Source organism: Natronoflexus pectinivorans (genome assembly GCF_004345615.1).
In the GTDB taxonomy this organism is placed as follows: domain Bacteria; phylum Bacteroidota; class Bacteroidia; order Bacteroidales; family Marinilabiliaceae; genus Natronoflexus; species Natronoflexus pectinivorans.
Window position 1 is genome coordinate 108,659 of sequence record NZ_SLWK01000009.1, and the last position, 14,469, is coordinate 123,127.

The 14,469-nt window shown below is 36.6% G+C and carries 13 protein-coding genes; 10 read left to right on the forward strand and 3 right to left on the reverse strand.

All coding sequences use genetic code 11. From position 1 onward, the window contains the following. Nucleotides 1–54 precede the first annotated feature (54 nt). From EV194_RS12035 to EV194_RS12070, 8 genes are all read left to right on the forward strand, one after another. Nucleotides 55–240, forward strand: a complete 186-nt coding sequence (locus EV194_RS12035; protein WP_132434290.1) for a Thivi_2564 family membrane protein — start codon at nt 55–57, stop codon at nt 238–240. A gap of 71 nt (nt 241–311) precedes the next feature. Next, nucleotides 312–1,127, forward strand: a complete 816-nt coding sequence (locus tag EV194_RS12040; protein ID WP_132434291.1) for a hypothetical protein — start codon at nt 312–314, stop codon at nt 1,125–1,127. Between the two features lie 262 nt (nt 1,128–1,389). After that, complete coding sequence (locus tag EV194_RS12045; RefSeq protein WP_165921882.1) at nt 1,390–2,952, forward strand: PAS domain-containing hybrid sensor histidine kinase/response regulator; 1,563 nt, start codon at nt 1,390–1,392, stop codon at nt 2,950–2,952. A gap of 123 nt (nt 2,953–3,075) precedes the next feature. After that, nucleotides 3,076–3,231, forward strand: coding sequence for a lmo0937 family membrane protein (locus tag EV194_RS12050; RefSeq protein WP_132434293.1), 156 nt, complete (start codon nt 3,076–3,078; stop codon nt 3,229–3,231). A gap of 188 nt (nt 3,232–3,419) precedes the next feature. Further along, a complete protein-coding gene (locus tag EV194_RS12055; RefSeq protein WP_243699405.1) occupies nt 3,420–4,268 on the forward strand; it encodes an MlaE family ABC transporter permease in 849 nt (282 codons plus the stop codon). Between the two features lie 13 nt (nt 4,269–4,281). Beyond that, nucleotides 4,282–5,061 carry an ABC transporter ATP-binding protein gene (locus EV194_RS12060; RefSeq protein WP_132434294.1) on the forward strand — a complete coding sequence of 260 codons (780 nt, stop codon included), beginning with the start codon at nt 4,282–4,284 and terminating at the stop codon, nt 5,059–5,061. 2 nt (nt 5,062–5,063) lie between these two features. Further along, nucleotides 5,064–5,999, forward strand: coding sequence for an MlaD family protein (locus tag EV194_RS12065; RefSeq protein WP_132434295.1), 936 nt, complete (start codon nt 5,064–5,066; stop codon nt 5,997–5,999). Nucleotides 6,000–6,055: 56 nt separating this feature from the next. Then, nucleotides 6,056–7,867 carry a BamA/TamA family outer membrane protein gene (locus tag EV194_RS12070; protein ID WP_132434296.1) on the forward strand — a complete coding sequence of 604 codons (1,812 nt, stop codon included), beginning with the start codon at nt 6,056–6,058 and terminating at the stop codon, nt 7,865–7,867. A gap of 218 nt (nt 7,868–8,085) precedes the next feature. Here the strand turns inward: EV194_RS12070 and EV194_RS12075 are convergent, their stop codons facing one another. Further along, on the reverse strand, nt 8,086–8,769 hold the full coding sequence (locus EV194_RS12075) for a porin family protein (protein ID WP_132434297.1): 684 nt from the start codon (nt 8,767–8,769) through the stop codon (nt 8,086–8,088). Between the two features lie 91 nt (nt 8,770–8,860). After that, nucleotides 8,861–9,532, reverse strand: a complete 672-nt coding sequence (locus EV194_RS12080) for an OmpA family protein (RefSeq protein WP_132434298.1) — start codon at nt 9,530–9,532, stop codon at nt 8,861–8,863. 525 nt (nt 9,533–10,057) lie between these two features. Here EV194_RS12080 and EV194_RS12085 point away from each other — a divergent pair. Then, on the forward strand, nt 10,058–12,970 hold the full coding sequence (locus tag EV194_RS12085; protein ID WP_132434299.1) for a chemotaxis protein CheB: 2,913 nt from the start codon (nt 10,058–10,060) through the stop codon (nt 12,968–12,970). A 6-nt stretch (nt 12,971–12,976) separates the two neighbouring features. Then, a complete protein-coding gene (locus EV194_RS12090; protein WP_132434300.1) occupies nt 12,977–13,531 on the forward strand; it encodes a hypothetical protein in 555 nt (184 codons plus the stop codon). A 46-nt stretch (nt 13,532–13,577) separates the two neighbouring features. Here the strand turns inward: EV194_RS12090 and EV194_RS12095 are convergent, their stop codons facing one another. Next, nucleotides 13,578–14,138 (reverse strand): helix-turn-helix domain-containing protein, encoded by a 561-nt coding sequence (locus EV194_RS12095; RefSeq protein WP_132434301.1) that lies wholly within the window; start codon nt 14,136–14,138, stop codon nt 13,578–13,580. Nucleotides 14,139–14,469: the final 331 nt, after the last annotated feature.

Sequence of the window (14,469 nt, forward strand, 5' to 3'; positions counted from 1 at the left end):
AAATTACAACATAAATTGTGGTATTGAAATTATAAATATTCAAATTAAAATTTTATGCCAGTTTTAACAGTTTTGATCGTCATTATTATAGCCGGGTTGATACTTTGGCTTGTGAACAGGTATATTCCGATGCAGCGAACAATTAAAAGCATTCTGAATATTGTGGTAATTATCATTCTTGTGATTTGGCTACTAAATGTATTTGGAGTTCTGGATAGTTTGCAGAACATAAAAATTTAACAACAAATTTGATAGTTTATGTAGATAAAAAACTGACCCGCCAGATGCGGGAAATAAATTATACTAAGATCATGAAAAAAGCAAGAAATCTAAAAGTCGCACTTTCATTGGTGATTGCTGCAATTTTACTGTTGCCAGGTAGCGGTTGTGACAAAGATGATACACCTGAAAAAGAAACCATCTACAATTTAAATGCACAAGATGTTTTAGGTGTTACGGGTACAGCTACATTTACTGAAACAAGCAAAACCTCAACAACCATTACGTTAAAGCTCTTTAATGCTCCCACAGGAACACATCCGGCCGCATTATATATGAATACGGTAGCCGAAGGGGGAACTATTGTTGCAGAATTAAATCCCATTGATGATTCCGGAATCAGTTCAACCCGGATAAACATGTTAACTTATAATCAATTGATTGAATACGATGGTTTTATAAGGATTCTAAAAGACAACAGCGAATCCAGTGAGATATTGGCACAAGGAGACATTGGTGGAAATGTGATTACTGATACCAATGTTATATATACATTGAATGCCATCGACAACTTTGGAGTATCAGGTACTGCACTTTTTGAAAAAAGAAAAAACGAAAACACGCTCGTAACAATCAATCTGGAAGGCACCATTGCCGGTGAATTTTATCCTGCTACAATTAATTTGAGTTCAGTTACAACCATTGGTGGCGGACCGGTCACAAAAACATTGAACCTTGTGGATGGGAACACCGGCAAAAGTTATACAACCATACGAAAACTGGATGGTGGGATGGATATTACTTACGCCAACTGGTTGGTCTACAATGGGTACATTAACATATATCAATCTGCCGTTGAGTTTGAAAACATTATAAGTCAAGGTGATATAGGTTCAAACGCAAACTAAAAGTTAACGAAGCAAAGAATAGCATGAATACAGAGAGGTGATTCAAACTTCTCTGAACCAACAATATAATACAATGAAAAAGTCGAAAGTTTCAGATAGGAATCAAAACATACAAATGGCAACTGAGAAAAAGCACAAAAAATTACGCCAAAGTGCCGAAAAGTTACTATTAGCAAAAGAAAAAGTATCAGAAACCACCTTTTCCAGTATTGATGCAAAAAGCCTTATACATGAGCTTGAAATTCATCAGATAGAGTTGGAGATGCAAAATGAAGAGCTAAAACAGGCCAAGGAAGAAGCAGAGAGAGCGGAGAAGAAATTTACTGAATTATATGACTTTGCTCCTTCCGGATACCTGACATTAACCAGGGATGGATATATTATTGATTTAAATTTCAGCGCAGAAGGAATGTTTGGAAAGCCACGTTCTCATTTAATAAATAGTAATCTAGGATTTTTTGTATCACTTAATACAAGAGATGCTTACAATCGTTTTTTACAAAAAATATTTAATAAGAAGTTAAAAGCAACCTGCGAAATTGAACTGGAAAGCGATGATGGAACAATAAAATACATACTCACAAATGGTATAATCAGCAATATCGATAATAAATGCCTTGTAATACTAATTGATATAACAAAACTCAAAAAAACCGAGCACGAGCTTATAAAGGCCAAAGAAAAAGCAGAAGAAAGTGAAAGACTAAAATCTTCATTTCTGGCCAATATGAGCCATGAAATCAGGACGCCCATGAATGGGATCCTGGGCTTTACAGAATTGCTCAAAAAAATAAATCTTAATGGAGAAGAGCAACAAACCTACATAGAAATCATTGAGGAAAGTGGTGCTCGTATGCTCAATATCCTAAACGATATCATAAGTATTTCAAGAATAGAATCACAACAGATTGAGGTCTCAATTTCAGAAACCAATCTAAACGAACAGGTAGAATACATCTATCATTTTTTTAAACTGGAAGCTAAGCAAAAAAATCTTCATCTGTCTTTCAATAATGCGTTGAGCATAGATGAAGCATATATTAATACTGACAGGGAAAAAGTCTATGCAATTCTCACAAACCTGGTTAAAAATGCAATTAAATTTACAAAGTTCGGTTTTGTTGAGCTTGGATACTTAAAAAAAGAAGGATTTATTGAATTTTATGTAAAAGATAGTGGGCCAGGCATTCGGGGAGACCAAAAAGAAATCATTTTTGAGCGGTTCAGACAAGGCAGCGAAGCATCATTCCGTACTTACGAGGGGGCAGGCCTGGGGTTGTCTATTTCTAAAGCTTATGTTGAAATGCTGGGAGGAAAAATATGGATGGAAAATAATGCCGACAAAAACGGAAATTCTTCAGGTGCCACATTTTACTTTACCATACCAGCCCTTCCGGTAAAGGAAACAATTCATGTCGCCCGGGATATTAAGTCTGAAACAACAATGATAAATGCAACCCGGAAACTTAATATTTTATTGGTAGAAGATGATAATATTTCAAAGATGCTAATTATCGAGATGCTTGAAGGTCTGGGCAGGAACATAATAACAGCCAAAAATGGAGTTGAAGCGGTAGAGTTTTGTCGCAAAAATAATGATATCGATTTAGTACTGATGGATATAAATATGCCAAAAATGGACGGTTATGAAGCCACTAAAAAAATTCGTGAGTTCAATAAGGATTTGATAATAATTGCACAAACTGCTTATGCATTAGCTGGAGACAAAGAGAAGTCAATTGAAGCAGGATGCAATGAGTATATTTCTAAACCTATCGAAAGAGATAAATTAAGGATAATGATTAGCGATTTTTTTTTGAATTGACAAAACCTAAAAATGTGAGAATTATGTAACTAATTCTCATAATTATATACTGTTTAAGGGACTGAATTGAAATACCTTTGAATATGAGAGTCTTTTTCAACAATTATTTAAATTAAATGAGTTATGGGAAGTTTACTTTATATCATTGCGATAATTCTAATTATTGCATGGGCCATTGGATTTATTGGATACAGCGCAGGTGGACTTATCCATGTTTTACTGGTAATCGCTGTAATAGCAATAATTCTGAGGATTATTCAAGGTCGAAAGATCTTTTAAATCGGAAAACAACATGACAAGAATTATGGGCATTAATTTATGCTCATTAGGATAGATTGTTTGGTTTGGTTAAGAAATGTGGGCGGGCAAAATGCCCATACAGCCCACATTTCTTCTTTATACTCTTGATTGTTAAACACTTATGCGGGACACAACAAACCTTCCGGTAAATATATTAATTCTAATATGTGAAAAAACTTGGATCCTCTTCAAAAGTTACCAAAAAGGCAATTTTTGTCAAATTGCAGATAATGCGGCTTGGCGAAAAAACGTATAAAAAAAAACAGGAAGCTAATAGAATGTTTGCCGCCATAGGTGATTTCACATTATTCTTTTGGCAAACGTTAAAAGAGGCTTTCTCTCTCGATTTTGAATTTAATGAGTTCCTCCGACAATGCTTCCAGATTGGTTACAAAACAGTACCGCTGATTTCGGTGACGGGAATGATTATGGGGGCAGTGCTAACCATACAGTCGCGGCCAGTATTGGCCGACTTTGGTGCAGTGTCCCTCCTTCCCGGAATGGTAGCTGCTTCAATCATTAGGGAAATGGGGCCGGTAATTACCGCTTTAATATGTGCAGGAAAAATTGGCTCAGGTATAGGAGCTGAATTAGGCTCCATGAAGGTATCGGAACAAATTGATGCCATGGAAGTGTCCTCCACTCATCCCATACGGTTTTTGGTCGTCACAAGGGTTTTGGCTGCCACATTGATGATTCCTGTTTTAGTTATGTACGCCGACGCCCTTGGTATTTTAGGAAGTTGGGCTGCCATAAACATCAAAGGCAGTGTCTCCTTTGTTTTGTTTTTCCATCAGGCTTTTAGGGTCATTGATTTTATGGATTTTTTTCCTGCGGTAATAAAAACGTTCTTTTTCGGTGCCGCCATTGGTTTAGTAGGTTGCTATAAAGGATATACCGCGGCACAGGGAACCGAAAGCGTGGGCAAAGCGGCCAATTCGGCAGTTGTGATTGCTTCTCTGCTCGTGATAATAATTGACTTGATTGCTGTACAAATAACCGATATGTTGTTATAGTAAAATGCAAAAAATGAGTAATAAAGTAGGTGATATTGCAAAAAGCTCAGAAACTTCCAATTTGGTTATTGAAATCAATAACCTAAGTAAAGGTTTTGATGACCTTCAGGTGTTAAAAAACTTGTCGCTAAACCTATTCAATGGCGAAAATCTGGTAGTGCTTGGGAAATCAGGCTCCGGAAAATCAGTTCTTATTAAATGTATTGTCCGTTTAATTAACTCTGATAGGGGTACCATTAAGGTATTCGGGAAAAATGTAAATGAGTTAAAAAGTAAAGAATTATCAAAGTTGAGACAAAAAATTGGATTCCTTTTTCAAAGTGGTGCATTATATGATTCAATGACCATTAAACAAAATCTGGAATTCCCTTTAATCAGGATAAAAAAGAAACTGACTAAAAAGGAAAGGGATGAAAAAATTGAAGAAGTTTTAGAAAATGTAGGTTTAACCGATACGTTGCACAAAATGCCTTCAGAACTTTCTGGAGGAATGCGAAAACGGGCAAGCCTGGCACGTACTATAATTGTTGACCCAATGATTATGCTGTACGACGAGCCAACCACGGGTCTCGACCCGGAAACCTCAAGTGGCATCAGCACTCTAATTAATGATGTTCAAAAAAAATACAACACATCATCTATCATCATTACTCACGATATTGAATGTGCACGTGCAACAGCCGATAGAATAATAATGCTAAAGGACGGCGATGTATATATGGAAGGAAATATTGATGAATTTGAGAATTCATCAGATGAAACAATACAATCTTTTTTCAAAGAAAAACCATAAGTATGGATAATCAAACAACACGTTTCAAGGCGCTATTGGGCATTTTTATAACAGTTGGAATAGCCATATTTGTAATTGCCATTTTTATAATTGGCAAGCAACAGAATTTATTTAATCCTGTATTTAAAATTACTACCAATTTTTTTAATGTAAGCGGACTTCAGGTTGGAAACAATATCCGTTTCTCAGGCATAAACGTTGGAATTGTGGACAATATTAAAATCATTAACGATTCAACCGTACAGGTTGAAATGCTTATTAGAAAAAACGTCCAGGAATTCATAAAGGCAGACAGTCATGCAAATATTGGTTCCGAAGGAATAATTGGCGATCGTATCATTATCATTTCTCAAGGAAGCACTAATTCCCCTATGGCTATAGACGGACAACATATCTCATCACAAGAACCGGTTGAAACCGACGACATAATTAAGAGCTTAAAAACATCGGCACAGAGTGCCGAGGTTGTTACTCATCAGCTTGCCGAAATAATGACGAATATCAATAACGGCCAGGGAATGTTGGGAAGATTAATATCGGATCCAGTTATTGCTGAAAATGTTAATATGACCATCGAAAACTTAAGAAAGAGTTCCGAAGGATTGGATCAAACCATAGAGCTTACACAAGATAATGTGTTTGCTTTTATGGAAAGCTTACTTAAAACCGCTGCAAAAACTGAAGTTGCCTCCAACGAACTCGGTGAGATTATGACGAAAATTAACAGCGGCGAAGGAGCCATTGGAATGTTGATTCGTGATACAACCATTGTAAATAACATCCATGAAACCATGGAAAACATCAAAGAGAGCAGCATTGGACTCAACGAAAACATGGAAGCTCTAAAACATAATTTCCTTTTTCGGAGGTATTTCAGGCGACAAGCAAGGGAAAAAGAACGGTTGCGGTTAGAGGAAGAGACGCAAGAAAATAATTGAGATAGGGTTAGGTTGATAATTGATGATATTAGCTTCCTTTTAACGAACTATTAGGGATGAAACGTGTGGTATTGTGTTTTGGTATTTTTCTTTTGGCAATTGAATTTGCTTTAGCACAGGATGCACCAGTCCAAAGAGACTCAACTCTTCTTTATGAGAACATTGAAACTTATTCAGACCGCAGTGGATTTACTAAATTTATGTTCCGGTTATTTTTTAAACCGGTGTCATCAATTCCAGCTCAGGAAAAGGTGAACAAACAACTGAAACAAAAACCATACAGTACTTTTGAAGGAAAAATCATCAGACATATTAATATTATTACCTTAGACCCGTTTGGCAATTCAATTGGCGACACCATTACGGGGTCGCTGAATTTATTAACCAAAGCAGGAAACAGATATCATATAAAAACCAAACCCAATACCATTCGAAATTTGTTATTGGTACGTGAAAACCAGCTCTATGATTCTTTGCGAATAAAAGAATCAGAGCGGTTGGTTCGAAGCATGAACTATGTCACGGATGTCTCTTTTTACACACTGGAAGTACCTGGATCTGTTGACTCAGTTGATATCTACATTCGCGAACTCGATAGCTGGAGCCTTCTCCCCGGAGCCTCCCGGTCTGCTTTACGCCTAACCCTTAGTCTGCGTGAAAACAACCTTTTGGGACTCGGGCACAGGCTTCAAAATGGGATAATTGTGAACCGAACAACCGGAGATATTGCTTACCGAATAAAATATTTCATCCCAAACATCAGCAATACTTACATTAATTCTACTCTTGAATACGGTACTGATGAATATGGCATTTTTATCAAAAGTATTGATTTCGAACGTCCGTTTTTTTCACCTTTATCAAAGTGGGCAGGCGGGACAAATTTCTCGCAACACCATCTTAAGAATCCCATCTGGTCCGACAATTTTATCCCCTACAAGTACAATTTACAGGATTTTTGGATCGGAAATTCTGTTCCTGTTTTGAGAGGGACATCTGAATATAGTCGAACCACCAGATTCATCTCTTCCATGCGCTTTAAGCGCATCCGTTTTATCGAACAGCCTCCCGAAAAAATAGATACCTTACAGTTTTACAGGAATGAAAACCTCTATCTTTCAAGTGTAGGAATATCCACCCGCTTGTATCTAAAAGACAGGTACATTTTCAAATTTGGAGTATCGGAAGATGTCCCCATAGGAAAAGTAATTGCTCTCACCGGAGGCTATCAACATAAAAACGGTTTTGACCGTTTTTATATCGGAGCTCGGTTCTCTTCAGGAAACTATTATTCCTGGGGATATATCAGTTCTAATATTGAATACGGAACATTTCTCAGATCAGATAATACTGAGGATGGAGTTTTTCTGGTGGAGGCAAATTATTTTACAAAATTGATTGAAGCAGGACAATGGAAATTCAGACAGTTTGTTAAGCCTCAATTAGTTCTTGGTTTTCACCGCACCGATTACGACAGCTTAACCATTAACCATGAATATGGGTTGAGAGGCTTTAACAGCCCTGAATTATCGGGCACCAGTCGTTTGTTGTTTACGTCGCAAACACAATCATACGCCCCCTGGAATTTCATCGGGTTTCATTTTGGCCCCTATTTTAATTTTTCGCTGGGTATGCTTGGAGATACAGCAAAGGGATTTCGTAACAGCAGATTGTATTCGCAAATTGGACTGGGTGTTTTAATAAAAAATGATAACCTTGTTTTAAATGCTTTTCAATTATCTATTTCGTATTATCCGGTAATCGCCGGTATAGGAAACAATATCTTTAAAGCAAACTCTTTTCAAACCATTGATTTCGGAATCCGTGATTTTGAGATTGGAAAGCCGGGAGTGATTACATTTCGGTAGAATATAAACGATTTTCTGATAAGTTAAAAAGGGAAACAACAATGCTCAATATGTATTTCTAAAAGAGCACAAAGACGAATATGTGGTAGTACATATTCGTCTTTGTGCTCTTTTGTTTACTTCTCGGCTAAAAACTTAACGACCAATCTCCCGAATGCATCGAAACTAAATATCTTAAAAGTCCATAACATTATACCTCTAAACAAGCGCTTAATATTCTATAGACGGTATCCAAGTGACATTCCGAAACCAGTATTTTTAAGTGTCGATTGGTCATCACCGGTAATTCGGTTATCTTCCGGACTGATATTCAGCAAACCCAGTTGAGTGTTCAGTTGCAAAAATAATCCTGACTGCAGCTCGTAACCAAAAAAGAGGTTTGCCCCTGCATCAAATGGTTTTACATAAACAGTAGTTAATGGGTCATCGGCGTTCACCTTGTTTTTAAATTCAATATCTGCATCAAATGATGCAGGACCACCTTCGTACGTGGCTTTACCCCCAACTCCATAAGCTACGTAAGGCCCAAATCCAAGGAAAAAATAACCATTTCCAACCATCGCTTTATAAACAAGGTTCAACGGCAGTTCGATGTACGACAGCTTGTATGTGGATGAAATAACACCCTCAGAGTTCTTTGCACCTTTTGTACTGAATATTAATCCCGGCTGAAAATAAAACTCAGGAGCAAGGGGCATTTGAGCATTCAGTCCTGCATGAAAACCAATAAGCATATCATTTTCGAGCGAACTACCGCCTATATCCTTACCGTTCAGATTCTGAAAGTTAATACCCCCGAGAATTCCTATGGATGTTCTTGACTCTGCAGCCTGCTGGGAAATTGCTGCAATTGGTACTAAAAGTGATAATAGTATAATTAAAGAAAAAAGTTTTGTATTCATTGTGTATAAATTAAATCTGATGAAATTATTGATGAAACACGTAAGGTTTTTAATTTAACTTATTGTCATCCATAAAAATGTCAACAACAAATTAATTCGATGCTTGTTTTTCAGCTTCGGCTTTCATTTTTTCATTAGCCGTAATCAAAAATTCAACCCGACGATTTTGCGTACGACCTGCTGCTGATTCATTTTCATATTTGGGTGCTAACTCTCCAAATCCTTTTATGTTTAAACGACTATAGGCGATTCCTTTTCCCGATAGGTAACTGGAAACGGTTCTGGCTCTTTGTTCTGATAAGGTTTGGTTATATGACTCACTTCCGCTACTATCCGTATGACCCTGAACTTCAATGTCGGTATCGGGATAGTTATTTAATATTACAACCAGGTTATCCAGATTCCTTTTAGCGTCATTCGACAGGTTTGATTCATCAAAACCAAATAAAATATTGCTGCTGAATTCCACAACAATACCTTCACCTACCCGCTCAACTTTTGCATCGGGAACCGTCTTCGCAATCTCTTCAGCCTGTTTGTCCATTTGTCGGCCAATGACCGCACCTGTAGCACCACCAGCGGCTGCGCCAATAATTGCACCAAGCGCTGTATTCCCTGATGCTCTGCCTATTACCGCTCCTGCTGTTCCACCAGCTGCAGTTCCAACTGCCGCTCCCTTCTGTGTTCTATTCCACGAAGAACAGCCTCCAAAGATGAAAACTGCACTTAAAATAACGAGGAAACTCATTCTAAACTTGTTCATAATAATCGTATTAATATTGGTTAACTATTTAGAATAAAGTTCGGCTCATTTTAGTTAGTAAATGTTACACATTTACTCATTACTGTTACATCATTCACACATTTGCAACTACTAACAAGGTTCATAGTCATTCATTAAAGTTTTTCAGGGATAAGAATTCATTATCTAAATAAGATTAGATGATAAATAGTAAAAAGACAAATCACAATAACCGTTGATTTATTAAGTAGTAGAAAATACATTTCAGGATTGAATAAAATAAAAAGTGGGAATATTGTAAAAAATTATAGTAATCATATAACACAAATACTTATCAGGCTTCATAAATTCAACATTTAAACAATAAAAGGAAAGAGTGCTTGTTCGAAATATATTAATTAGAGCATATTTGTTAATTATTAATGCGAAATTTGGTACCTTATGTTGTAATAAATTGCTAAAAGAGTGATTGACTGATATTATTATGGATAGGTGAGAAGGCGAGCTTAAAGTAATAATGAAATGCTATATATAAAATTCGAATAATTGAGACCAAAAAAGACAAAACAGACTAATAAATCAAAGACTCCTGATATACAATCCGCTAAATTTCCAATAGTAGGAATCGGTGCTTCAGCCGGGGGACTGGAAGCCTTAGAGTTGTTTTTGAAAAATGTTCCTGAAAAAAGTGGAATGGCTTTTGTCGTTGTTCAACATTTGGATCCCACACAAAAAGGGATGCTTCCGGAACTATTGCAGAGAATTTCTAAAATGCAGGTTTCTCAGGTGCAAGACCTTACAAAGGTTAAACCCGACTGTGTATATGTAATCCCTCCAAACAAAAGCATCTCCATTTTAAAAGGAGTTCTTCACCTTTTTGAGCCTGTCGAAGCCAGAGGGCTTCGACTTCCTATTGATTTTTTTCTACGCTCACTGGCCGATGATCAAAATGAATATGCAATTGGAATCATCCTCTCAGGGATGGGTTCAGATGGAAGCATTGGCATTAAAGCAGTTAAAGAAAAAAATGGAATCGTATTGGTGCAAGATCCTGAAACTGCAAAATTTGACAGCATGCCACGCAATGCTATTTACTCAGGATTGGTCGATATTATTGCTCCACCTGAAGAACTCCCTTCCGGACTGATAGATTACCTTAAGCACATTCCTGTAACTAAGACGAATTCAAATGTTGAAGTAAAAGATAAAAGTGCCTTTGAAAAAATAATTATTCTATTGCGAACACATACCGGGAATGATTTTTCTCTCTACAAAAAGAACACGGTATATCGACGAATAGAAAGAAGAATGGGCATACATAAAATTGATAGTATTACTGCATACGTTCATTTTATGCAGGAAAACCCGGAGGAAATAAATATCCTTTTCAAAGAACTAATGATTGGGGTAACTAATTTCTTCAGAGATTCCGCTGTTTGGGAAAAGCTCAAAGAAAAAGAGATCCCGACACTGATTAAAAACCTAAAACCAAATACTCAATTGAGAGCCTGGATTCCCGGGTGTTCAACAGGAGAGGAAGCCTATTCTCTCGCCATCATCTTTAAAGAAATACAGGAAAATCTATACCCGGCCACAGGGTTGTCATTGCAGATCTTTGCTTCTGATATTGATAACGATGCAATAAATTATGCAAGGAAAGGATTGTTCCCTGAAAATATTTCCTCCGATGTCTCTCCCAAACGACTGAACCGATTCTTCATTAAAACCGAAGAAGGATATCGTATTAGCTCAGAAATTAGGGAGATGATAGTTTTTGCGCAACATAATATTATAATGCATCCACCGTTTACCAATATTGATTTTATTTCGTGTCGGAATCTGTTAATATATTTAGACCCTGAACTGCAGAGAAAACTGCTTGGCTTATTCTACTACAGCTTAAACCAGAATGGTATTCTTGTGCTTGGCACCTCTGAAACCCTTGGTTTGCAAAGTCATCTTTTTTCTCTCGTGAATAGCAACCTTAAAATATTTAAACGTTCCGAAGTGAGTCACAACCCACTTCTTTTGAATTTTCCGTCATCGTTTACCCGACCCAGAATTGGAAGCATTGAAAATAATCCACCCGAAAAACCTCTTATGAACATTCAAACGCTTGCCGATCAACTGCTCCTGAGCCAGTTTTCTCCAGCAGGGGTATTAGTTAATGAAAATGGTGATATTCTATACATCAGCGGACGAACCGGGAAATATCTCGAGCCTGCTGTTGGTAAGGCAAATTTGAATATTTTCGCCATGTTACGCCCTGGTTTTCAGAGTGATTTTGCCATTGCGTTTCGTAATGCGACAACCAAAAAAGAAACAGTGGTGTTACATAATGTTATTATTGGAACCAATGGAGGCTCAATAACTTTAAATGTAACCATTCAGTGGATCCATAAGCCGGAACCATTGTATGGTAAACTCATGATTATTTTTACTGAAATTCCGAAATCTACTGATGAAAAACCACTGAAGAAACAAGGAAAAAAAACACCATCAACTGCCAGAGAGGCTAAACTTGAAGAGGAGCTGCAGCATACCCGTGAAGAAATGCAAAACATCATGGAAGAGATGCAAACTTCACAAGAAGAGCTAAAATCCACAAATGAAGAGCTGCAATCTACAAATGAGGAATTGCAATCCACCAATGAAGAACTAATGACCTCCAAAGAAGAGATGCAGAGCCTCAATGAAGAACTTCAAACGGTAAATGCAGAATTAATGGCCAAAGTGGATGATTATTCACGGGTTAACAACGATATGAAAAACCTGTTGAACAGCATCGATATTGCAACTCTGTTCCTGGACAAAGAGCTGAATATACGCCGTTATACTAATCAGGCTACAAAAATATTTAAGCTCATTAAAAGCGACATCGGAAGGCCATTTACCGATCAGGTTTCACAACTCATATACCCGGAACTGCCAGATGATGCTCTCGAAGTTTTGAGAACACTCATATTCATTGAAAAACAGATTCCAACGAAGGATGGCAGGTGGTTCTCCATCCGGATAATGCCTTACCGTACTTTCGACGATCGAATTGACGGGTTAGTTATAACTTTTATAGATATAACCGAAATGAAACTGGTAGAAGATAAACTGCTAAAAATAAACCAGGAAAATCGGCTCCTAATTGATTCTTCTTCGAAGGCTATACTAAAAATTTCAGCCAGCTGGAAAATTTTGGAGTTTAACTCGGCAGCCGAATCATTTTTTGGGAAAAAGCGCGAAGATGTTACAGGATTAAATTTCATTGAGTTATTTATACCTGAGTCGTTCCAGAAACAGGTTATACAAAAAATGACCCGTCTTATCGCTAAGAAAGGAAACAGTGACTTTAAACTGACAGTCATTTCAGAAGGAAACAAGGAAGTTAATACTACCTGGTCGGTAAATGTGTTATTTAATTGTCTGGAATTATCTTCTGCAATAATAACAATCACAAAAAAATAAAATGGTATGATAAATGAAGAGATGGACTTTACTGATGTCCAAAAGCTGCGAGAAAAGGCTGAGAAAAAGCTGAACAAGTTACGTAAAAGCGAGGACGGTGAACTTAACAAAATTGATGTAAATAAACTTTTGCATGAATTGCAAGTACACCAAATTGAATTGGAAATGCAAAATGAAGAATTGCAACTGGCATATAAAACAGCAGAAAAAGCCTTGAAAAAATATACCATGTTGTTTGACTTCTCTCCTATGGGTTATTTTTATCTTGACCCGGATGGGTCAATCTGCGATTTAAATTTTACTGGTGCCAACATGCTTGAAGAACGTCGTTTCAGCCTGATTAACAGCAATTTTAAGCTTTTCATACTAGATGAATCAAAACCAGCATTTAATGACTTTTTCAGAAAAACATATACCAGCAATGTTAAAGAATCGTGCAAGGTGTGGCTTGGATATGACAATAAGACACTATGTCATGTTTATATGGAAGGTCTGGTAATAGAAAATGAACAAAAATGCTTTTTATCGGTCGTTGATATTTCGAAGTTTTCGAATACGTAATCAAAAATGAATGAACTACAGGCTAGGGATGCTTCAATTAACATTTTTACAAATTTTCAAGTGTATTGCGTTTTACATTTTTTAGTATTTTGAAGTGGGACGGTGTTAAACCTGTAATTTTTTTAAACTGGTTTGACAGATGTGCAACGCTGCTATAATGCATTTTATAGGCTATTTCTGATAGGGTTAATTCATCATACATCAGCAATTCCTTTACTCTTTCTGTTCTGTGTTTCAGGTAAAATTTTTCAATTGTAGTCCCTTTTTCTTCGGTAAAGAGATTGGCCATGTAGGTGTAATCGTAACTTAATTTTTCACTCAAAAAGTCTGAGAGGTTTACTTTAATTTGCTCATCAGTGTAATGCACCAATTCAATAATCGCATTGGATATTTTCTCTACAAGAATTCTTTTCCTGCTGCTCATCAATTCAAGTCCCGCCCTTTTCAATGAGATGTCTAACTTCTTCAAAATTTCTTCTGATACCGTTCCTATAATATTTGCCTCACCAATTTTTACATCAGAATATGCCAGTCCATGTTTTTCAAGTTCATCCTTAACTAACATCTGGCAACGAATACAGACCATATTTTTGATGTAAATTTTCATTTAAAAATATTATATTAAAGTTATTGGTTTCAGTTGTCGAAAGATGAATCGCAGCAAAGCTTTTAACGGAACTCGCATAAATCACTAATATAGGGGTTCATCTTCCCTTTGTTAATTGATGTGTGATAAAACAAGATTTTGGTGGCAACTAAAAAATTCCTCGTTCATACATGAAAAACAGATGTTGAAAATTTTTCAATGCCGAATATTAAATATTTTCCTTTAGGGAAAACAATGATTCACCAAACAGTTAAGTTGAGATAAAGATAATCTGAAGTTATAAAAAACAATTCCTTCCGGGAAGTCTAAACATTTCGTAAATACAGACAAC

Excerpts from the sequence above, each read along its gene's own strand:
- EV194_RS12035 (WP_132434290.1), top strand. The coding sequence starts at position 55 with ATGCCAGTTTTAACAGTTTTGATCGTCATTATTATAGCCGGGTTGATA.
- EV194_RS12040 (WP_132434291.1), top strand. The coding sequence starts at position 312 with ATGAAAAAAGCAAGAAATCTAAAAGTCGCACTTTCATTGGTGATTGCT.
- EV194_RS12045 (WP_165921882.1), top strand. The coding sequence starts at position 1,390 with ATGCAAAATGAAGAGCTAAAACAGGCCAAGGAAGAAGCAGAGAGAGCG.
- EV194_RS12050 (WP_132434293.1), top strand. The coding sequence starts at position 3,076 with ATGGGAAGTTTACTTTATATCATTGCGATAATTCTAATTATTGCATGG.
- EV194_RS12060 (WP_132434294.1), top strand. The coding sequence starts at position 4,282 with ATGAGTAATAAAGTAGGTGATATTGCAAAAAGCTCAGAAACTTCCAAT.
- EV194_RS12065 (WP_132434295.1), top strand. The coding sequence starts at position 5,064 with ATGGATAATCAAACAACACGTTTCAAGGCGCTATTGGGCATTTTTATA.
- EV194_RS12070 (WP_132434296.1), top strand. The coding sequence starts at position 6,056 with ATGAAACGTGTGGTATTGTGTTTTGGTATTTTTCTTTTGGCAATTGAA.
- EV194_RS12075 (WP_132434297.1), bottom strand. The coding sequence starts at position 8,769 with ATGAATACAAAACTTTTTTCTTTAATTATACTATTATCACTTTTAGTA.
- EV194_RS12080 (WP_132434298.1), bottom strand. The coding sequence starts at position 9,532 with ATGAACAAGTTTAGAATGAGTTTCCTCGTTATTTTAAGTGCAGTTTTC.
- EV194_RS12090 (WP_132434300.1), top strand. The coding sequence starts at position 12,977 with ATGATAAATGAAGAGATGGACTTTACTGATGTCCAAAAGCTGCGAGAA.
- EV194_RS12095 (WP_132434301.1), bottom strand. The coding sequence starts at position 14,138 with ATGAAAATTTACATCAAAAATATGGTCTGTATTCGTTGCCAGATGTTA.